Below are 20,690 nucleotides of genomic sequence, written 5' to 3' on the forward strand. Positions count from 1 at the left end.
TTGCTTTCATCGATGACAAATTATTGCGTAAGATAACCGCGCAAAACAAAGGGATTTGACGGGGTAAGTTAACGAAAATGATGACAAATAATACGTTTTTCTACCCTGATCACCTTTTTCTTGCTTACACTTTTGCCCAACGTCTCATGAGGAGGCGTGGACGACATGGGAAATTGGTCGCGTGTGAATGAATCATGCGTTTTAGTCAGGAGCTGTAATTATGTTTCATCTCGATACTTTATCGACGCTCGTTGCCGCAACGCTGGTGTTGCTGCTAGGACGAAAACTGGTTCAGAGCGTTCCCTTCCTTAAGAAATACACTATTCCCGAGCCCGTTGCGGGCGGCCTGCTGGTGGCGCTGGCACTGCTGGTGCTGAAAAAGAGCATGGGCTGGGAAATCGACTTCGATATGAGCCTGAAGGACCCGCTGATGCTGGCGTTCTTCGCCACCATCGGCCTTAACGCTAATATCGCTAGCCTGCGCGCAGGTGGCAAAGTGGTGGGGACGTTCCTGATTGTGGTGGTGGGGCTACTGCTGCTGCAAAACGCGTTGGGCATTGGTATGGCGAAGCTCTTAGGGCTCGACCCGCTGATGGGGCTGCTGGCGGGGTCGATTACGCTCTCCGGCGGTCACGGTACCGGGGCGGCGTGGAGCAAGCTGTTTATCGAACGTTATGGCTTTGAAAATGCAACAGAAGTAGCCATGGCCTGTGCCACCTTTGGACTGGTGCTCGGCGGCCTGATTGGTGGCCCGGTGGCGCGCTATCTGGTGAAACATTCGTCATCACCGGACGGTACGCCGGACGATCTGGAAGTGCCGACGGCGTTTGAAAAGCCGGATGTGGGGCGCAGCATTACCTCGCTGGTACTGATTGAGACCATCGCGCTTATCGCCATCTGTTTAACGCTGGGCAAAGTGATTGCGCAACTGCTCGCCGGTACCGCGCTGGAGCTGCCAACGTTTGTCTGCGTGTTGTTTGTCGGGGTGATCCTCAGCAACGGTCTGGCGCTGATGGGCTTCTATCGCGTGTTTGAACGGGCGGTGTCGGTGTTGGGTAACGTCAGCCTGTCACTGTTCCTGGCGATGGCGCTGATGAGCCTCAAGCTGTGGGAGTTAGCGGATCTGGCGCTGCCGATGATTGTGATTCTGGCGGTGCAGACCGTGGCAATGGGCCTGTACGCGATTTTTGTCACCTACCGTCTGATGGGCAAAAACTACGACGCGGCGGTGCTGGCGGCGGGTCACTGCGGTTTTGGCCTTGGCGCCACGCCAACGGCGATTGCCAATATGCAGGCCATTACCGAGCGTTTCGGGCCGTCACATATGGCGTTTCTGGTGGTGCCGATGGTGGGGGCGTTCTTTATTGATATCGTCAACGCGCTGGTGATTAAGCTGTATTTGATGTTGCCGATATTTGGCTGAAATAAAAAGGCCGGAGATTGTCTCCGGCCTTTTTTTGCCTGATGGCGCTACGCTTATCAGGCCTACAAACGGCACCTAACCGTAGGCCGGATAAGGCGCGCTCGCGCCGCCATCCGGCATCCTTGCTCGGTGCTTAGCTTTCGTGATCTTCCCACGCTAACGCGCGTTTCACCGCTTTCTGCCAGCCGCTGTAGCGGAAGTTACGCTCGGTGGTTTCAATCCCCGGACGGAACTCGCGCTCAATCACCGCTTTCTCCTGCAGCTCATCCAGGTTCTGCCAGAAGCCGACCGCCAGACCAGCCAGGTAGGCCGCGCCGAGCGCCGTCACTTCGCGCACTTCCGGGCGTTCCACGCGGGTGCCAAGAATGTCGGACTGGAACTGCATCAGGAAGTTGTTGGCTACCGCACCGCCGTCCACGCGCAGGGCGTGCAGACGAATGCCGGAGTCTGCCTGCATCGCTTCCAGCACGTCGCGGGTCTGGTAGGCGATGGATTCCAGCGTGGCGCGAATAATATGGTTCGAGTTCACGCCGCGAGTCAGGCCGAAAATAGCACCGCGCGCATACGGGTCCCAATATGGTGCGCCGAGGCCGGTAAAGGCTGGCACCACGTACACGCCGTTGGTGTCCTTCACTTTGGTGGCGAAGTATTCGGAGTCGAACGCGTCGCTAATCAGCTTCATTTCGTCGCGCAGCCACTGAATGGAGGCACCCGCCATGAAGACCGCACCTTCCAGCGCATAGTTCACTTCGCCGCGTGGGCCGCAGGCGATGGTGGTCAGCAGGCCGTGGCTGGAGGCCACCGCTTTCTCACCGGTGTTCATCAGCATAAAGCAGCCGGTACCGTAGGTGTTTTTCGCCATCCCTTCTTTCACGCACAGCTGACCGAACAGCGCCGCCTGCTGGTCGCCGGCAATCCCGGCGATAGGAATACGGGTACCGCCTTTACCACCGATGTTGGTCTGACCGTACACTTCGGAAGACTTGCGCACTTCCGGCAGTATGGCGCGCGGGATATCCAGCGCGTCCAGCATCTTGTCATCCCACTCCAGCGTGTTGATGTTGAACAGCATGGTACGTGAGGCGTTGGTGTAGTCGGTGACGTGAACGCGGCCCTGGGTCATTTTCCAGATAAGCCAGGTATCAACGGTACCAAACAGCAGTTCGCCGCGTTTCGCTCGCTCGCGGGAACCTTCGACGTGGTCGAGGATCCACTTCACCTTGGTACCGGAGAAATACGGGTCCACCACCAGACCGGTGGCTTTGCGTACGTACTCTTCCATACCGTCGCGTTTCAACTGCTCGCAGATATCCGCGGTACGGCGGCACTGCCAGACGATGGCGTTGTAAATTGGCTTACCGGTTTCGCGCTCCCACACCACGGTGGTTTCACGCTGGTTGGTGATACCGATAGCGGCAATCTGGTCAGAGCTAATGTCGGCTTTTGCCAGTACTTCAACCAGCGTGGAGCTTTGGGTTGCCCAGATTTCCATTGGGTCGTGCTCAACCCAGCCTGGCTTAGGGTAAATTTGTTCGAATTCGCGCTGTGACACGCTGACGATGTTGGCGTCATGATCCATAACGACGGCGCGGGAGCTGGTGGTGCCCTGGTCGAGCGCAACGATATATTTTTTGTCAGTCATAATGAACGTTCCGTAGTCAGTTTACAGCGAAGCATTTTGTTGGTTCTGGCTGGAGGCCGCCTTCGGCTCTTCAACCTCGCAGGTGTCGCACGGCAGGTGACGGCCAATCAGCTTGCGATAGCTGAACGCACCCAGCGCAGCACCTACTATTGGCGCACACAGCGGCACCAGGAAGTAAGGAATATCTTTGCCGCCGGTGAAGGCGACGTCGCCCCAGCCTGCCAGCCAGGCGAAGGTTTTCGGTCCAAGGTCACGCGCAGGGTTCATCGCAAACCCGGTCAGTGGACCCATTGACGCACCGATAACCGCAATCAGCAGGCCAATCAGCAGCGGTGCCAGCGGCCCACGTGGAACACCGTTACCGTCGTCGGTGAGTGCCAGGATTACGCCCATCAGGATAGCGGTAATCACCATTTCTACCGCGAAAGCCTGCACAAAATTGATATGTGGGTTCGGGTAAGTCGAGAAAATACCGGCCAGTTCAAGACTTTCGACGCTGCCGCGCACCATATTGTGCGTGTGTTCGAAGTCGAGGAAAAGGTTGTAATAAAGCCCGTAGACCAGCGCGGCGGCGCAGAACGCCCCGGCAAACTGAGCCACGATGAACGGAACGACTTTACGCCCGTCGAAGCAGGCGAACAGCCAAAGTGCAATGGTCACGGCCGGGTTAAGATGCGCACCGGAAACCCCCGCGGTCAGGTAAATGGCCATCGCCACGCCCAGACCCCAGATGATACTGATTTCCCACTGGCCGAAGGTCGCCCCGGCGACTTTCAACGCTGCGACACATCCCACGCCGAAGAAAATCAACAACCCGGTACCAAGAAACTCGGCAATGCACTGGCCTTTTAAGGTTGATGTCTGGCTCATAATCGGAATCCTAAAGACTAATTGATGATTATTGTGTTCATGAGCGCTCATAGCACTCATGTTGCCTTGTAGGCATAGTGTTAATTTATCGTTAACGAGCGTAAACGAGAAATATCGAAATCAAAATGTGTGTACCGCGTCAAGAAATGAGCGTTTTCGCGCCAATAAATGAACATTATCGGAACGAAAAGTGTGAGGAGCGAAACATTCTCGTGGCTAAACATTTAACAATTTAATGGGAAAGTGCGCTAACGCTCCAGGACCAGGCCGAAAATTGCGGACAACCGCAATCTACAGGCTCTGGCGCTGGACAGTCGCGACGGCGCTCCATACAATCGACTGCAAGCCGTGCGCTTATTTACGTTAAGGCGTCGCCGGGGTTCCGGGACGATATCAACGCCTTGCAAGATCAGGAGAGGTTATGACGATGTCATTAGAAGTGTTTGAGAAACTGGAAGCGAAAGTTCAGCAGGCGATTGATACCATCACGCTGTTGCAGATGGAAATCGAAGAGCTGAAAGAAAAGAACAACACCCTGGCGCAGGATGTACAGTCTGCACACCAGAGCCGTGAAGAGCTGGAGCGTGAAAACAACCAGCTGAAAGAACAGCAGAGCGGCTGGCAGGATCGTCTGCAGGCGCTGCTCGGCCGCATGGAAGAAGTCTAATTCCACTCCTCCCCGGGCAGTTTATGACGGCCTGGGGATGCTTCACCCCCGCGAATTTCCCCCGCTGAGTGATTTCGAACAAACGCGCATTGCGTGTGCCCGCTTATATTTCAAAACTGCATAATCAATCTTTTTTTATTCTTTAATCATCGGTTAGATTTCTGGCAGGCTAGCCTCATTACAACACAACAGATAAGAGAGCGGGCGATGAATAAGTGGGGCGTAGGGTTAACTCTTTTGCTGGCTACTACCAGCGTACTGGCTAAGGACATCCAATTACTCAACGTGTCGTACGATCCGACGCGTGAACTGTACGAACAATATAACAAGGCGTTCAGCGCGCACTGGAAAAAAGAGACCGGTGATAACGTGGTCATTCGCCAGTCGCACGGCGGTTCTGGCAAGCAGGCCACTTCCGTCATTAACGGGATTGATGCCGACGTCGTTACGCTGGCGCTGGCCTATGACGTTGATGCCATTGCTGAACGTGGCCGCATCGACAAAAACTGGATCAAGCGTCTGCCGGATAACTCCGCGCCGTACACCTCCACCATCGTGTTCCTGGTGCGTAAAGGCAACCCAAAACAGATTCATGACTGGAACGACCTGATTAAACCGGGCGTTTCCGTAATTACCCCGAACCCGAAAAGCTCCGGCGGCGCTCGCTGGAACTATCTGGCAGCCTGGGGCTACGCCCTGCATCACAACAATAACGATCAGGCCAAAGCGCAGGATTTCGTGAAGGCGCTCTATAAGAACGTGGAAGTGCTGGACTCTGGCGCTCGCGGTTCGACTAACACCTTCGTAGAACGCGGCATCGGCGACGTGCTGATTGCCTGGGAAAACGAAGCGTTGCTGGCGACGAACGAACTGGGTAAAGACAAGTTTGAAATCGTGACCCCAAGCGAATCTATCCTCGCCGAGCCGACCGTTTCCGTGGTCGACAAAGTGGCGGAGAAAAAAGGCACCACGGCGGTGGCAGAAGCTTACCTGAAGTACCTCTACTCGCCGGAAGGCCAGGAGATCGCGGCGAAGAACTACTATCGCCCACGCGACCCGGCGGTGGCGAAGAAGTATGAAAGCGAGTTCCCGAAACTGAAGCTCTTCACCATTGATGATGAGTTCGGTGGCTGGACGAAAGCGCAGAAAGACCACTTCTCTAACGGTGGGACTTTCGACCAGATTAGTAAGCGTTAATCTCCCTCTAACGCCCGGTGATTTTACCGGGCGTTTTCTTTTGGTCATCAAACTACGTTACTCTTCCCCCTTGATTTGATTAGGGGAGACAATATGACGCGCTTAAAATACTCGCTGGCAGCACTGCTGGTACTGGTGATCGCCGCCACTGCAGGCGGCTGGTACTGGCTGCATTCCGGCAACCCGGACGCGCTGCGCCACATTGTGCTAGAGCAGTGCGTGCCTAATCAGCTGAATCACCGCACCCCGGCACCCTGTGCCGATGTGAACCCGAAGGGCGGCTATGTGCTCTTTAAAGACCGCAACGGCCCGCTGCAGTATCTGCTGATGCCAACCTACCGGATTAACGGCACCGAAAGCCCGCTGTTGCTCAACCCGCAAACGCCAAACTTCTTCTGGCAGGCGTGGCAGCGTCGTATGATCATGAGCGATAAACGGGGTTCGGAAGTGCCGGATAGCGCCATCTCCCTGACCATCAACTCCCGTACCGGGCGGACGCAAAACCATTTCCATATCCATATTTCCTGCCTGCGCAAAGACGTTCGCGAGCAACTGGACGGCGATATCGCCGCCATTAGCAGCCGCTGGCTACCGCTGCCGGGCGGGCTGATGGGGCATGAATATCTGGCGCGTCGCGTCACCGAAAACGAGCTGGCGCAGCGCAGTCCGTTCCTGATGCTGGCGGAAGAAGTGCCGGAAGCGCGCGACCATATGGGGCGTTTCGCGCTGGCGCTGGTGAAGCAAAGCGATGACTCGCTGCTGCTGCTGGCGACCGAGCGTAATCTGCTGACCCTGAACCGTGCCTCCGCCGAGGAAATTCAGGATCATCGCTGCGCAATCCTGCAATAACCCCACCTAATCTGGCGTTTACCTGTCTACCCTGTCGTCGTATGCTTGCTGAAAAAAACGACAGGAGACAGGTATGTCGCTCTGGTTGTCCCACCCTCTGTTCCTTCCCTCTATCATCGTTGGCGTGACTATCCTGCTGTGGGCCACCTCGCTGCTGCCGGAGTTTATTACCGCGCTGCTGTTCTTCGCGGCGGCCATGACCGCGAAAATCGCACCGCCGGACGTTATCTTCGGTGGCTTTGCCTCGTCGGCCTTCTGGCTGGTGTTCAGCGGTTTTGTGCTCGGCATTGCCATTCGTAAAACCGGGCTGGCCGATCGCGCCGCACGGGCGCTCTCCTCAAGGCTCACCGACTCCTGGCTGCTGATGGTTGGTAGCGTGGTGCTGTTGAGCTACGCGCTGGCGTTTGTGATGCCGTCGAATATGGGGCGTATTGCGCTGCTGATGCCGATTGTGGCGGCCATGGCTAAACGCGCGGGTATTGAAGACGGCACCCGTGCCTGGTACGGGCTGGCGCTGGCCGTTGGCTTTGGTACCTTCCAGCTTTCAGCGACCATTCTGCCCGCCAACGTGCCTAATCTGGTGATGAGCGGCGCGGCGGAGGGTGCCTACGGTATTCACCTTAACTACGTGCCGTATCTGCTGCTGCACACGCCAGTACTGGGCTGGCTCAAGGGGGCCGCGCTGGTAGGGCTTATCTGCTGGCTGTTTCCTGGAAAACCGCACCCGCCGCGCGACCTGGAGCCATTGCCGCCAATGAGCGGGGATGAGAAGCGCCTGGCGTGGCTATTAGCGGTAGTATTAACGCTATGGGTGAGCGAGAGCTGGCACGGCATAGGGCCGGCCTGGACCGGGCTGGTGGCCGCGGTAATCACGTTGCTACCGCGCGTGGGGTTTATCAATGGCGACGAATTTGCTAGCGGAGTGAACATCCGCACCTGTATTTACGTGGCGGGGATTCTGGGGCTGGCGATCACCGTGACCCAAACCGGGATTGGCGCGGTGGTGGGCAATGCGTTGCTGCATGTTATGCCGCTTAGTGAGGATGCACCGTTTACCAGCTTCCTGGCGCTGACCGGCATTACCAGCGCGCTGAATTTTATTATGACCGCCAACGGTGTGCCTGCGCTGTATACGACTTTTGCCCAGAGTTTCTCCGATGCCACCGGTTTCCCGCTGCTCAGCGTGATTATGATTCAGGTGTTGGGTTACTCCACGCCGCTGCTGCCGTATCAGGCATCGCCGATCGTGGTGGCGATGGCGTTAGGGAAGGTGCCTGCGCGGGCCGGGATGCTGCTGTGTCTGGCGCTGGCGGCGGTGAGCTATTTGCTGCTGTTGCCGCTGGATTACGCGTGGTATCAGGTGCTGGGGAAATTATAAAAAAACCGGCCAAATGGCCGGTTTTTCCCGGCAAGCGCTACGCCTGGCCGGGCTACGGGGAACCTGGTCGCCCGGACGAGGCAAATGCCGAATCCGGAGGAGGTTCCGCGTGAATGTCTTACGCTTTTTTCGCCGCTTCTGCTGCTTTAACGATCACCGCGAAAGCGTCAGCTTTCAGGGATGCACCGCCAACCAGCGCGCCGTCGATGTCAGGCTGAGTGAACAGCTCTGCTGCGTTGCCCGCGTTTACGGAACCGCCGTACTGGATGATAACCTGTTCAGCGATTTTCGCGTCAGCTTTAGCAATGTGGTCACGGATGAATTTGTGAACAGCCTGAGCCTGCGCTGGGGTTGCAGATTTGCCGGTACCGATCGCCCATACTGGTTCGTATGCGATAACCGCGCCTTCGAAGGCTGCTGCGCCCTGAGTTTTCAGAACCGCGTCGATCTGACGTGCGCAAACTTCTTCAGTTTTGCCCGCTTCGTTTTCTGCTTCGGTTTCACCGATGCACAGTACTGGGATCAGACCCTGTTCTTTCAGAATCGCGAATTTCTTAGCGATCAGCTCGTCAGATTCTTTGTGGTAGGTACGACGCTCGGAGTGGCCGATGATGATGTAGGTTGCGCCAACATCTTTCAGCATTTCAGCGGAAGTTTCGCCGGTGAATGCGCCGGACAGGTTCAGGTCAACGTTCTGCGCGCCCAGGTGGATGTGGCTGCCCGCAGCGGCGTGTTTAGCCAGATCGATGTACATTTCTGGTGGCGCGATAGCAACGCCACAACCAGCAACGCCAGCCAGTTCGGTACGCAGATTAGCAATCAGCTCGTTTACCATGTGGCGGCTGCCGTTCAGTTTCCAGTTACCCATCACTAAAGGATGTCGCATTTCGATTCTCCACGCTTATCAGCGAATTAAGGAATATGGCCGCCCGTCAGGGCAGCATGGTCTGTGAAACAGTATAGAGATTGAATGTCATGAAGGCTTTGCTTTTTATCATTTATTCTCCCCTTCAAGATTCTCAGATAACGCCAGCTTAATCGGTTCAACGGCGAAGGTCAGCCCTTTTTCACCGTTATCTGCGACAACATAGCGCACGGCGCCTTCGGTGCTGGCGAAGTAATGTTTGCCTTTACCCAGCGCCAACAGTTTTTGCAGCTTTTGCAGGCTTTGCGGTTTGGTGAGCGTCGGGATCACGGCGCGCATCAGGGCGCTCATATATTCCTGCGCTTTATTTTTCGCAGCCTTCTGTTCTGGCCCCTGGATCGGCAGCCAGGTTATCTGGATAGATTTAATTTTCAGCGTACCGCGCTCCAGCGCCGTTGAGGCGTAGAGGTTTTCGTTAATCTTGCTGGCGGCTCGGGTAATATTGAGCTGATCGCGGCTGGACGCGATAGCGCGGAACTCATCGAGCGGCAGCGTCGGGTTATCGGTATTGAATTTTTCCCGGAACTGGCTGATGGAGAGGTCAAAGACCGGCGCGCCAGACAGCAGATACGGCGCAACGGCCGCAGGCGATTGCGCCGACAGCACGGACTGACCGGCGCCCAGGGCCACAAGCCCTACCAGACACAGCGTTATCCACTTTCTCATGCTTATCGTCCTCCTCTTTTCAGATGACGATTAAAACGGGAACCGCCTCGCTTGTCAAAATGTGGCCGCTTCAGGGTAAACTACGCGGCACAACGACAAAGGAAAGGGTACATGACTCTACAGCAATGGTTATTTTCCGGTAAAGGCCGTATTGGCCGCCGTGACTTCTGGATCTGGATCGCTATCTGGGCAGTGACGATGGTGGCGCTGTTCAGCCTTGCGGGCGGCGGGCTGGTTGACCTGCAAACGGCGGCATTTATGCTGGTCTGTCTGCTTTGGCCAACGGCGGCGGTGACGATTAAACGCTTACATGACCGGGGTAAATCCGGTATCTGGGCGCTGCTGATGATACTGGCGTGGATGCTGCTGGCTGGCAACTGGTCAATGCTGCCCGGCATGTGGCAGTGGGGCGTAGGGCGTTTTATCCCGACGCTGATCATTGTGATGATGCTTATCGACCTGGGCGCGTTTGTTGGCACCCAGGGCGAAAATAAATACGGCAAAGAGACTCAGGACGTGAAGTACCGCGCCGATCACCAGTAGTGTTCAGCGGTCATGTGGCCCGGCCGACGACGCAGGTGTTTGGTCATCTGTCGGGTCTCTTTCAGCAACTGTTGGGTATCGCGCACCATCTGCGGGTTACCGCATAACATGACGTGGCTGGTTTCGGCGTTCATCGGCAGGCCGACCGCCGCTTCCAGCGCACCGCTTTCAATAAGCGCGGGTACGCGCCCCGTTAGCATGCCCGGCGCGGTTTCCCGGCTGACGACCGTCTGAATACGCAGCTTACCAGCGTAACGCTCTTCCAGCGCCCGCATTTGCGGCAGATAGCTTAAGTCGGCGGCGTAGCGCGCGGCGTGAACCAGCACCAGATTCTTAAAGCGATCCAGATCCTTACCTTCTTCCAGAATCGACAGGTACGGGCCAATAGCGGTGCCGGTTGCCAGCATCCACAGGGTTTCGCAGTCGGGAATTTCGTCGAGTACAAAAAAGCCAGCCGCTTCGCTGACAACCAGCACTTCATCGCCGGGCTTCAGCGCCGCTAAACGTGGGCTTAGCTTGCCGTCAGGAACGGTAACCAGATAGAACTCGAGATTGGGGTTGTGCGGGGCGTTAACGTACGAGTAGGCGCGCTGAACGCGTTCGCCGTCGATATCCAGCCCTAGCTTGGCAAACTGCCCGGCGGTAAATGGTTTAACCGGTGCGTGGACGGTGAGGCTAAACAGTGCATTCGTCCAGTTCTGCACGTTAACAACTTTGCCTGTAACCCAGTCAGCCATGGCTTTTCTCCCCTCAATATCGTTAGTTTTATCATCACCGCGACGAGAGCAGATTTCCAGCCCGAAAGGGCCGGAAAGCTCTATTGATCAAATGATTTAGAGAATGTGACGCTGAATTTCAGTGTCTTTGCGATCGAGGTAGTGAATCGACTGAATGCGGCGAATGGTGCGTGATTTTCCGCGGATCAGCAGCGTCTCGGTGGTGGCGATATTGCCCTTGCGGGTAATACCGTCCAGCAGGTCGCCTTTGGTGATGCCGGTGGCGGAGAAAATCACGTTGTCGCTGCGAGCCATGTCGTCGAGCGTCAGTACGACGCCTGCTTCAATGCCCATCGCCTTGCAGCGCTCCAGCTCGTTTTCACCGATGCGGCGGTTCTCTTCGCTGTCGCCTTTGACATGGTGACGCGCCAGTAGACGGCCGTGCATATCGCCATCCAGCGCACGAATCACGGCGGCAGAGACGACGCCTTCTGGTGCGCCGCCAATGCCGTACATGACATCGACTTCGCTATCCGGCATACAGGTCAGGATGGACGCGGCCACGTCGCCATCAGGGATGGCAAAGACGCGAACGCCCAGTTTTTGCAGCTCAACGATAACCTGGTCGTGGCGCGGCTTGGCAAGAATGGTGACGGTTAATTCGGAAAGCGGCTTGTCCAGCGCGTGCGCGACGTTACGCAGGTTCTCTTCCAGCGGTTTATTGAGATCGATAGTGCCTTTTGCGCCTGGGCCGACAATCAGCTTTTCCATGTACATGTCAGGGGCGTTGAGGAAGCAACCTTTATCGCCCACCGCCAGCACCGCCAGCGCGTTTGCCTGGCCCATCGCCGTCATGCGGGTGCCTTCGATTGGGTCAACGGCGATATCCACTGCATCGCCATTCCCGGTACCAACGGACTCGCCAATGTAGAGCATTGGCGCTTCATCGATTTCGCCTTCGCCAATGACGATGGTGCCGTCAATGTTGACCTTGTTGAGCATAATACGCATGGCGTTGACCGCCGCGCCGTCGGCGGTGTTCTTATCGCCGCGACCCAGCCATTTATAGCCTGCCAGCGCCGCCGCTTCGGTGACGCGCGAAAATTCGATAGCCAGTTCTCGTCTCATTACAAACTCGTCCAGGGAAGTAAAATTGTGCGAAGTTTAGCACAGCCCCAGAGGGGCTGCGGGTATCGCTACGCGTTGGAATAACGTTCGGTTTCCGGCATCCAGCGTTCAATCAGGGCATTAGCCTGCTGTGGATAACGGTCGTGAATATGGCGCGCCAGGCGCTGAACGTCGGGGATCATTGCCTGATCGCGCATTAAGTCGGCGACTTTAAATTCGGCGTTGCCGGTCTGGCGAGTACCCAGCAGTTCGCCGGGGCCGCGGATCTCGAGGTCTTTTTGCGCAATCACGAAGCCATCATTGCTGTCGCGCAGCACCTGCAGGCGCATTTGTGCGGTTTTCGACAGCGGTGATTTGTAGAGCAGTACGCAGTGTGAAGCAACCGCGCCACGCCCTACGCGGCCCCTAAGCTGGTGTAGCTGCGCCAGACCCAGACGCTCCGGGTTTTCAATAATCATCAGGCTGGCGTTCGGTACGTCGACGCCCACTTCAATGACCGTGGTGGCAATCAGCAGATGTAGCTCGCCCTGTTTGAACGCCTGCATCACGGCCTGCTTCTCGGCGGGCTTCATGCGCCCGTGGACGAGGCCGATATTCAACTCCGGCAGCGCCAGCTTCAGCTCTTCGCAGGTGGCTTCCGCCGCCTGAGCCTCAAGCAGGTCAGACTCTTCAATCAGCGTACAGACCCAATAAGCCTGGCGGCCTTCGGTGGTGCAGGCGTTGCGCACGCGATCGATAATGTCATGGCGTCGGGTATCGGGGATTGCCACCGTCGTCACCGGGGTGCGGCCCGGCGGCAGTTCGTCAATCACCGAGGTATCCAGATCGGCATAGGCGGTCATTGCCAGGGTGCGTGGAATGGGGGTGGCGGTCATGATCAACTGATGCGGATGGAAGCCTTGCTGCTGGCCTTTCTCCCACAGCGCCAGACGCTGATGAACGCCAAAACGGTGCTGTTCATCGATGATCACCAGCGCCAGCCCGTTAAACTGCACCTGCTCCTGGAAGATGGCGTGGGTGCCGACAATCATCTGCACCTGACCGCTGGCAATAGCTTCCTGCTGCGCCTGACGGGCTTTGCCTTTCTGCTTGCCGGCTAACCAGCCGACTTCAATGCCGAGTGGTTCAAACCAGCTGCGGAAGTTGTTGGCGTGCTGTTCGGCGAGCAGTTCGGTCGGAGCCATCAGCGCCACCTGTTTGCCGTGGGCGATGGCGCGCAGCGCTGCCAGTGCGGCAACCAGCGTTTTACCGGAGCCAACGTCGCCCTGCACCAGGCGCATCATCGGTATATCCAGCGCCATATCATGTTCGATTTCAGCCGTCACCCGCGCTTGTGCACCGGTAGGCTTAAACGGCAGATTGGCCAGAAACTTATCTTTCAGCTCACGATTCTCGCTGAGAGGCTGAGCGTGAAAACGCTGCGCGCCCGCGCGGAGCGCCAGCATACTGAGATTGTGTGCCAGCAGTTCTTCGAGAATCAAACGCTGCTGTGCGGGGTGTTTACCGGTTTCTAAATCGGCGAGCTGTAGCGTCGGTGGCGGGCGATGCAGCGTGCGCAGCGCTTCCGGCAGGCTCATCATCCCCTGTGCCAGTTCCGGCGGCAGCAGTTCGCTGATGGCGCAGGTATCGAGCAAGTCCAGCGCCTGATCGGTGAGTTTGCGCAGCGTCGCCTGCTTGATGCCTTCGGTAGTGGGATAGACCGGCGTTAAGGTTTCCTGCAAATCCGGCGTGCTGAGGTCGCCCTGTACGCGGTATTCCGGGTGGATCATCTCCGCGCCGTACTTACCGCGCTTCGCTTCACCGTAGGCCAGCACGCGTCTCCCGGTGGCGAGGCTATTTTTCATCGCCGCGTTGAAGTTGAAAAAACGCATGGTCAGGATGCCAGTGCCGTCGCTAATCTGGCAGGTCATCATCCGGCGGCCGCCGAAAGTGATATTGCAGTTCAGGACTTCGCCTTCTACGGTCACGTAGATGCCGGGAAGCAGTTCACCGATAGGATAAAGTTGGGTGCGGTCTTCGTAGCGCAACGGCAGGTGCAGGAGCAAATCCTGCACCGTGTGCAGACCAATTTTCGCCAGCCGATTGCTCTGCGCGGCGCCTACGCCGGTCAATGTGTTGAGCGGAACGGCATCCAGCAGACGGCTTTGCATGGCGGTTACTCCGTAGCCTGCATAGTGGACCACCACGTGGCATCGGCTTCAATTTCGCCCTGCTCGTTAACGTGGGGATAAGGAAGGCCTTTGCGTTTGGCGACGTGTGCCAGCACCGGGTAACCGCCTTCAAACAGCAGACGCTGCTGCTCTTCGACGGGCAGCATGCTGTTTTCGCGGCGGTACATGCCAGCGTTCTGACGCTGGCGCTGGGCTTCATAAAGAATCAACGCAGAGGCGACGGAAACGTTGAGCGACTGCACCATGCCAATCATCGGGATGATGATGTCCTGGTCTGCGAGGGCTAACGCTTCCTGGGTGATACCGGTTTTTTCCTGCCCCATCAGAATGCAGGTTGGGCGGGTATAGTCGATTTCACGGAAATCGACCGATGTGTCTGACAGATTGGTGGCCAGGATTTGCATGCCCTGGCCCTTTAAATGGCCAACCGCATCGCCAATGGTGGGATGGGTTATTACCTGTACCCAGCTGTTACTGCCCGCCGCGGATGCCATAGGGCGCATTCGAGTGCTGGGCCAGACCGCATGAACTTCGTGTACGCCTACCGCGTCGGCGGTACGAACGATCGCCGAGACATTATGAGGTTTGTGAACCTCTTCCATGCAGACCGTCAGGTCAGGCTGACGCCTGGCGAGCATCTCACGGATACGCGCATAACGCTGTAAATTCATAAAGCTAGTTTCTGTTACGGGTGACTTTAATGACGTCCGGCATCACGCGGATTTTGCGCATGATATTCGCCAGGTGCACACGGTCACGTGCGGTCAGACGGATAAAGGCGCTATAAACGCGGCCGTCTTTCTCTTCCGTATTCAGGCTTTGAATATTGGACGCCGCGGTATTGATAGCTGCCGTCAGGTTGGCCAGCGCCCCCTGATGGTTGAACATATCGACCTTAATCTCGGTGATAAATTCCTGCGCCGTCTCTTTGTCCCACTCAACCGCCATGAACTTCTCAGGTTCTTTCTGATAGCCGCGAATATTGCGGCAAGATTCATGGTGAATAACCAGCCCTTTACCCGGGCTGACGTGGGCGATGATTGGGTCGCCAGGGATCGGACGACAGCATTTCGCGAAGGTGATCAGCACGCCGTCTGCGCCTTTAATCGGCAGATGGCTGTGCCCGGAGGCACCCGGTGCAGACGGAATCGCTTCACCCTGCTGGAGGTTTTTCGCCACCACCACGCTCATGGCGTTGCCCAGGCCAATTTCGGCCAGCAGGTCGTCAAGGGTGGCAAGACGCATGCGGTCGAGCTCGCGCTGAACATGATCCGGCGGAATTTCCGCAAGCTTGCGGCTACCGCCCAGCGCGTGGTTCAGCAGACGGCGGCCCAGGCTGACGGAGTCGTCGCGCTTGAGGTTTTTCAGCATCTGACGGATTTTGGCGCGCGCTTTTGAGCTGACGACAAAATTGAGCCATGCGGCGTTCGGACGTGCGCCCGGCGCGGTGATGATTTCTACCGTCTGGCCGCTGGAGAGCGGTTGCGACAGTGGGTAAGGCTGACGGTCGACGCGCGCGCCCACGCAGGCATGACCGATGTCGGTATGCACGGCGTAGGCAAAGTCCACCGGCGTAGCGCCAGCGGGCAGTTCGACAATGCGGCCTTCCGGGGTGAAAACGTAAATCTCATCCGGGAAGAGATCGGATTTAACGCTCTCGATAAATTCAAACGAGCTACCGGCGCTCTGCTGCAGTTCCAGCAGGCTTTGCATCCAGCGCTGGGCGCGGATTTGTGCGGTAGTACTGCTTTCGCCACCGTGTTCTTTGTAAGCCCAGTGCGCGGCAACACCCATCTCTGCCATTTGATCCATGTCTTCGGTACGGATCTGGACTTCGACCGGGACACCGTGTGGCCCAATCATCGAGGTGTGCAGGGACTGATATCCGTTGGCCTTTGGAATCGCGATGTAGTCTTTTACGCGACCCGGACGCGGCTTGTACAGGCTGTGCATCTGGCCCAGTACGCGGTAGCAGGTATCCAGATCGTGGACGATAACGCGGAAGGCGTAGATGTCCATGATCGAGTGAAAACGCTGCTCTTTCAGCACCATTTTGCAGTAGATAGAGTACAGATGTTTCTCGCGACCGCTGACGCGACACGGAATTCCCGCTTCCTGCAAACGCCCTTCGATTTCAGAAAGGATCTTCTGAATCATCTCTTTACGGTTACCGCGCGCGGCTTTCACCACTTCTTTAATCACGCGATAACGGTTTGGATACAGCGCTTCAAAGCCTAGCTCTTCGAGCTCGGTCTTGATGTGGTGGATACCTAAACGGTGGGCCAGTGGGCTGTAAATTTCGAGGGTTTCACGGGCGATGCGGCGACGCTTGTCCGGGCGTAATGAGCCCAGCGTGCGCATGTTGTGAGTGCGGTCGGCAAGCTTGATGAGGATGACGCGGATATCCTGCACCATCGCCATAATCATTTTGCGAAAGTTTTCAGCCTGGGCTTCTTTCTTATCGCGGAACTTGAGCTTATCAAGTTTAGAGACCCCCTCTACCAGTTCAGCAACGCTTTTACCAAAGAGTTGCTCCATGTCCTGGTAGGTGGCAGGGGTATCTTCAATCACGTCATGCAGCAGAGCAGCCATCAGCGTTTCATAGTCGAGTTTCATCTCGGCCAGAATGCAGGCCACCGCTACCGGGTGCGTGATATAGGGTTCACCGCTTGAACGTGTTTGCCCCTCGTGAGCGTCACGTGCAACGAGATAGGCCTGCCGAAGACGTTTAATCTGGTCTTCCGGCAGGTAATTTTGAATCAGCTGATTCAGGCTCTCAAACAGATACAAGGGCGACCCGCTATGTAATTAACGACGACCTTCAGCAATAGCGGTAACAGCTTGTAATTCAGCGGCTTCCTGCTCTTGCTGTTCCTGGCGCTCGCGCACGTCGAGGATCTGGTTGTTGATCAGACCTTCTTCGATTTCGCGCAGTGCGATAACGGTGGTTTTATCGTTTTCTTCTGGAACCAGCGGATCCTTTCCGCCTACCTGCATCTGACGAGCGCGACGCGCGGCGACCAGTACCAGGTCAAAACGGTTACCAATTTTCTCTACAGCGTCCTGAACAGTTACGCGTGCCATACTTTAATGCTCCACAGATAGTGATGGACTGGGCATGATACTGAAAGTGGGTTCAGTCTGCCAATAATTTGCTGATTAAAGCGTCATGTCGCTGCTTTTGGCGGCTCATACGCAGACGTTCTGCCCGGAGGATGGTTTTAAAATCACCCAGCGCGGTATCAAAATCATCATTGACGATAAGGTAATCATATTCCGCGTAATGACTCATTTCTGCAACTGCCTGAGCCATACGTTTTGCGATCACCTCTTCGCTGTCCTGGCCGCGGCCGCGCAGGCGACGATCCAGTTCAATTTTGGATGGCGGCAGAATAAAGATGCTGCGCGCACCCGGCATGCTTTTACGGATTTGCTGAGCGCCCTGCCAGTCGATATCGAGGAAGACATCAACGCCGGTCGCCAGTACCTGCTCAATCGCCTGACGCGAGGTGCCGTAATAGTTGCCAAAGACTTCAGCGTGTTCCAGGAATGCCCCTTCGCCAATCATCGTTCTGAAATCGTCGTGATTCACAAAGAAATAGTGTTCGCCGTGCACTTCACCCGGACGCGGCGCGCGCGTGGTATGTGAAACAGATACCTGGGAGTCGTACAACGGTTGGGTTTTCAATAAAGCCTGAATCAGGCTGGATTTACCCGCGCCGCTAGGGGCGGAAACAATATAGAGCGTGCCTTGAGCCATGAGTGTCTTTTGTATGTGATTATCGAAAGAGAACTTACATACGAGCCTATTATACACGGCGCTGCCACGCGACGTAGTCTTTGTCACACTTTTTGCGCCAGTTTCTTTCATTTTGCGTACCGTTTTCCTGATTTATCCTTGTGTTGCTGCAACAAACTTGTTTTCCCTGAATCCGGCTCGATAAACGCTAAATCCCTTCTCGCATGGCGATAACGACCGCGCTACAAACGGACTATTCGTTGGCGAGGGGAAGAACATGAAAGCATGGATGATTGGCGTGTGTTTGCTGTTCACGTTGCAGGTAGAGGCAGCTTGTCCTGCCTGGTCGCCCACCAGAGCGGAGCAGGAGATAGCGCGGCTCGAAGCCCAGATTAGAGGGTGGAATAAAGTCTACTGGCAGCAGGGGGAGAGCGAGGTTAGTGACGGCGTATATGATCAACTCTCTGCGCGTCTTTCCCAGTGGCAGCGCTGCTTTGGCATGGCCACCGTGGAGCAAACCAGCCTGTCGCCGCTCGGTAAAACGGTGAAGCATCCGGTGGCACATACGGGCGTGCGTAAGCTGGCGGATGCCAGGTCGATGGGGGAGTGGATGAAGGGCCGGGAAGGGATGTGGGTGCAGCCGAAAGTGGATGGCGTGGCGGTTACTCTGGTCTATCAGGACGGGCAGCTGAAACAAGCGATCAGCCGGGGAGATGGGCTAAATGGGGAGGACTGGACGGAAAAGGCCCGACGGATTCCCGATATTCCGCAAAATGTCAGTGGGACGCTGGCAAACAGCGTCCTGCAAGGCGAGATATTTTTACGTGCCGAAGGGCATGTACAGACAAAGATGGGGGGAATGAACGCGCGCTCAAAGGTGGCGGGAATGCTGATGCGTCAGAGCGATAGCCAGCCGCTTTCCGCGCTGTCTCTGTTTATCTGGGCGTGGCCCGATGGCCCGACCTCAATGCGTGAGCGGCTGGACCTTCTTGCCGCGTCCGGATTTGAACTTGCCGCGCGCTATAGCCACGCAGTATCGAGTGCCCGGGAGGTGGCAGAGTGGCGCTCGCGCTGGTTTAACGCGCCGCTACCCTTTGCAACGGATGGTGTGGTGGTTCGAATGGGAATAGAACCTGAAGGAAGCCGATGGATGCCAACGCAGGGCGATTGGGTTGTCGCCTGGAAGTATCAGCCGGTGTCGCAGGTGGCAGAAGTCAGCGGTATTCACTTTGCGATAGGCCGTACCGGTAAGATTGCAGTGGTGGCCGAATTGCAACCCATCATGCTCGACGATAAGCGGGTACAGCGGGTCAATATAGGTTCGGTGGCGCGCTGGCAGAGCCTGGATATTACCGCAGGCGATCAGCTGCTGATTAGTCTTGCCGGGCAAGGTATCCCGCGACTGGAAAGCGTGGTCTGGCGTGCGCTCGAACGAACAAAACCCGAGCCACCTGCGGCTGACTTTAACTCACTCACCTGTTTTTACCGTACGGTTGCGTGTCGGGAGCAGTTCTTAGCGCGCCTTGTCTGGCTCGGAGCGCCAGCGGTGCTCAATATCGAAGGCGTTGGAGAGGTGGCGTGGCAGCGGCTTGCGACGGCACATTCGTTTGAGCACATCTTCTCCTGGCTTGGGCTCACGCTAGCTCAGCTTCAGTCCACGCCTGGCATGACGACTGAGCGAGCGCAGCAGGTGTGGCACCGCTTTGATATGACGCGCCGGCAGCCCTTTCGCCGCTGGATTAAAGCAATAGGTGTACCGCTGCCGAACGCGGCCTTAAAGGCGCTTGACGATAGTACCTGGCAACAGCTACTCGCTCGCGATGAGCAACGCTGGCAAACGTTGCCGGGCATTGGCCGGGAGAAAGCGCGTAGCCTGGCAACGTTTCTTCATGACCCCGCGGTGAGCTCGCTTGTCGAAAAGCTGAGAAATCTTGGGGTGGCGGGGTTTAACTAGTGCGTTTCGTGCCGGTAGTGGAATACCGGAAGGCCAAGCTTGAGCCTGAGCGCCAGCATCCTTGCGGTAAAACCGAAGAGCAGCGTGGATATCACCACCACATCATGATTGCTGACGTACTGCTGAAGCGCTACGTACAGCACGGCGGCCGCAAACGAGATACCGGCATAAAGCTCTTTCTGGAAGACCAGCGGAATGCGTTTACAGAACATATCGCGCAGTACCCCGCCAAATACGCCGGTGATGACGGCGGCGATGACAGCGATAATGGGTCCTTCTCCCATATCCAGCGCGATTTGCGCACCAATGATTGAAAAGACAATCAGACCCACGGCATCGAGAACCAAAAACAGGCGGCGCAAATGCGGCATGACCGGAGCCACAATGGTGGTCAGTACTGCGGCAATGGCGACGGTGATGATGTATTCAGGGTGTTGCACCCAGCCTAAGGGATAGTGGCCAAGCAGCATGTCACGGACGGAACCCCCGCCCAGTGCGGTGGCGGTGGCAATGATGATGACCCCAAAGGTATCCATGCGGCGGCGCCCGGCGGCCAGGGCTCCAGTCATCGCCTCTGCGGTGATGCCGATAAGGTAAAGGATGTGCAGTAACATGTTCGCTCCCAACAAGAATGATAGGAGGGTAGCGATTTGTGCGCCATGTCACGATTGAGTTTTTCTAAGGTGAGCTCATTTGAATAAGAAAAACTAATTCATAAATTGAGTATGAATGCTGTGGTGGTGAGTTTTATAGAATTGGTTAATGGATTTTATGATTAGAAAATGTAAGTCATTACGTAAAAATGATGTGTGGGATAAAGCG

Annotated in this window: 19 protein-coding genes; 7 read left to right on the top strand and 12 right to left on the bottom strand. The window is 56.4% G+C overall.

The genetic code is table 11. From position 1 onward, the window contains the following. Window positions 1–220 precede the first annotated feature (220 nt). Window positions 221–1,423, top strand: a complete 1,203-nt coding sequence (gene gltS / locus V6940_RS07510; RefSeq protein WP_333495423.1) for a sodium/glutamate symporter — start codon at window positions 221–223, stop codon at window positions 1,421–1,423. 133 nt (window positions 1,424–1,556) lie between these two features. Here gltS and glpK read toward each other — a convergent pair whose 3' ends face one another. Continuing rightward, entirely contained in the window at window positions 1,557–3,065 is a 1,509-nt protein-coding gene (gene glpK, locus V6940_RS07515) for a glycerol kinase GlpK (protein WP_333495424.1), read from the bottom strand. Window positions 3,066–3,086: 21 nt separating this feature from the next. Next, entirely contained in the window at window positions 3,087–3,935 is an 849-nt protein-coding gene (locus V6940_RS07520) for an MIP/aquaporin family protein (protein ID WP_220440721.1), read from the bottom strand. 421 nt (window positions 3,936–4,356) lie between these two features. Between V6940_RS07520 and zapB the strand changes: the two genes are divergently transcribed. The 4 genes from zapB (at window position 4,357) to V6940_RS07540 (ending at window position 8,026) form a co-directional block, all read left to right on the top strand. Further along, window positions 4,357–4,602: a septal ring assembly protein ZapB gene (zapB, locus tag V6940_RS07525; protein ID WP_115073675.1), complete on the top strand. Its 246-nt coding sequence runs from the start codon at window positions 4,357–4,359 to the stop codon at window positions 4,600–4,602. Between the two features lie 207 nt (window positions 4,603–4,809). Then, window positions 4,810–5,799, top strand: coding sequence for a sulfate/thiosulfate ABC transporter substrate-binding protein Sbp (gene sbp / locus V6940_RS07530; RefSeq protein WP_220440720.1), 990 nt, complete (start codon window positions 4,810–4,812; stop codon window positions 5,797–5,799). A 93-nt stretch (window positions 5,800–5,892) separates the two neighbouring features. Beyond that, the gene (locus V6940_RS07535) at window positions 5,893–6,648 is read left to right on the top strand and encodes a CDP-diacylglycerol diphosphatase (protein WP_333495425.1); all 756 of its coding nucleotides are present in this window, start codon (window positions 5,893–5,895) and stop codon (window positions 6,646–6,648) included. Between the two features lie 73 nt (window positions 6,649–6,721). Continuing rightward, a complete protein-coding gene (locus V6940_RS07540; RefSeq protein ID WP_333495426.1) occupies window positions 6,722–8,026 on the top strand; it encodes an SLC13 family permease in 1,305 nt (434 codons plus the stop codon). A 118-nt stretch (window positions 8,027–8,144) separates the two neighbouring features. Here V6940_RS07540 and tpiA read toward each other — a convergent pair whose 3' ends face one another. Next, the gene (gene tpiA, locus V6940_RS07545) at window positions 8,145–8,912 is read right to left on the bottom strand and encodes a triose-phosphate isomerase (RefSeq protein WP_035895862.1); all 768 of its coding nucleotides are present in this window, start codon (window positions 8,910–8,912) and stop codon (window positions 8,145–8,147) included. Between the two features lie 108 nt (window positions 8,913–9,020). Further along, on the bottom strand, window positions 9,021–9,617 hold the full coding sequence (locus V6940_RS07550; protein WP_333495427.1) for a DUF1454 family protein: 597 nt from the start codon (window positions 9,615–9,617) through the stop codon (window positions 9,021–9,023). Between the two features lie 111 nt (window positions 9,618–9,728). Between V6940_RS07550 and V6940_RS07555 the strand changes: the two genes are divergently transcribed. Then, window positions 9,729–10,160, top strand: coding sequence for a DUF805 domain-containing protein (locus V6940_RS07555; RefSeq protein ID WP_185667500.1), 432 nt, complete (start codon window positions 9,729–9,731; stop codon window positions 10,158–10,160). On the opposite strand, the gene fpr is transcribed toward V6940_RS07555, so the two are convergent. The 7 genes from fpr to gmk all read right to left on the bottom strand — a co-directional run bounded on the left by fpr (window position 10,151) and on the right by gmk (window position 17,935). Next, on the bottom strand, window positions 10,151–10,897 hold the full coding sequence (fpr, locus tag V6940_RS07560; RefSeq protein WP_333495428.1) for a ferredoxin--NADP(+) reductase: 747 nt from the start codon (window positions 10,895–10,897) through the stop codon (window positions 10,151–10,153). The genes V6940_RS07555 and fpr overlap by 10 nt on opposite strands. Window positions 10,898–10,993: 96 nt before the next feature. After that, a complete protein-coding gene (gene glpX, locus V6940_RS07565; RefSeq protein WP_333495429.1) occupies window positions 10,994–12,004 on the bottom strand; it encodes a class II fructose-bisphosphatase in 1,011 nt (336 codons plus the stop codon). Window positions 12,005–12,072: 68 nt separating this feature from the next. Further along, window positions 12,073–14,154, bottom strand: coding sequence for an ATP-dependent DNA helicase RecG (gene recG, locus V6940_RS07570; RefSeq protein WP_333495430.1), 2,082 nt, complete (start codon window positions 14,152–14,154; stop codon window positions 12,073–12,075). A 5-nt stretch (window positions 14,155–14,159) separates the two neighbouring features. Continuing rightward, a complete protein-coding gene (gene trmH / locus V6940_RS07575) occupies window positions 14,160–14,846 on the bottom strand; it encodes a tRNA (guanosine(18)-2'-O)-methyltransferase TrmH (protein WP_333495431.1) in 687 nt (228 codons plus the stop codon). A 4-nt stretch (window positions 14,847–14,850) separates the two neighbouring features. After that, window positions 14,851–16,965 (bottom strand): bifunctional GTP diphosphokinase/guanosine-3',5'-bis pyrophosphate 3'-pyrophosphohydrolase, encoded by a 2,115-nt coding sequence (spoT, locus tag V6940_RS07580; RefSeq protein ID WP_333495432.1) that lies wholly within the window; start codon window positions 16,963–16,965, stop codon window positions 14,851–14,853. Window positions 16,966–16,983: 18 nt separating this feature from the next. Next, window positions 16,984–17,259 carry a DNA-directed RNA polymerase subunit omega gene (gene rpoZ / locus V6940_RS07585; protein WP_000135058.1) on the bottom strand — a complete coding sequence of 92 codons (276 nt, stop codon included), beginning with the start codon at window positions 17,257–17,259 and terminating at the stop codon, window positions 16,984–16,986. Between the two features lie 52 nt (window positions 17,260–17,311). Further along, window positions 17,312–17,935, bottom strand: a complete 624-nt coding sequence (gene gmk / locus V6940_RS07590) for a guanylate kinase (protein ID WP_035895845.1) — start codon at window positions 17,933–17,935, stop codon at window positions 17,312–17,314. 256 nt (window positions 17,936–18,191) lie between these two features. Here gmk and ligB point away from each other — a divergent pair, with 256 nt between their 5' ends. Next, on the top strand, window positions 18,192–19,868 hold the full coding sequence (gene ligB / locus V6940_RS07595) for an NAD-dependent DNA ligase LigB (RefSeq protein ID WP_333495433.1): 1,677 nt from the start codon (window positions 18,192–18,194) through the stop codon (window positions 19,866–19,868). On the opposite strand, the gene V6940_RS07600 is transcribed toward ligB, so the two are convergent. Continuing rightward, window positions 19,865–20,482, bottom strand: coding sequence for a trimeric intracellular cation channel family protein (locus tag V6940_RS07600; protein ID WP_333495434.1), 618 nt, complete (start codon window positions 20,480–20,482; stop codon window positions 19,865–19,867). The genes ligB and V6940_RS07600 overlap by 4 nt on opposite strands. Window positions 20,483–20,690 lie beyond the last annotated feature (208 nt).

Source organism: Kluyvera sp. CHPC 1.251 (assembly GCF_036759945.1).
Taxonomy (GTDB): domain Bacteria; phylum Pseudomonadota; class Gammaproteobacteria; order Enterobacterales; family Enterobacteriaceae; genus Kluyvera; species Kluyvera sichuanensis.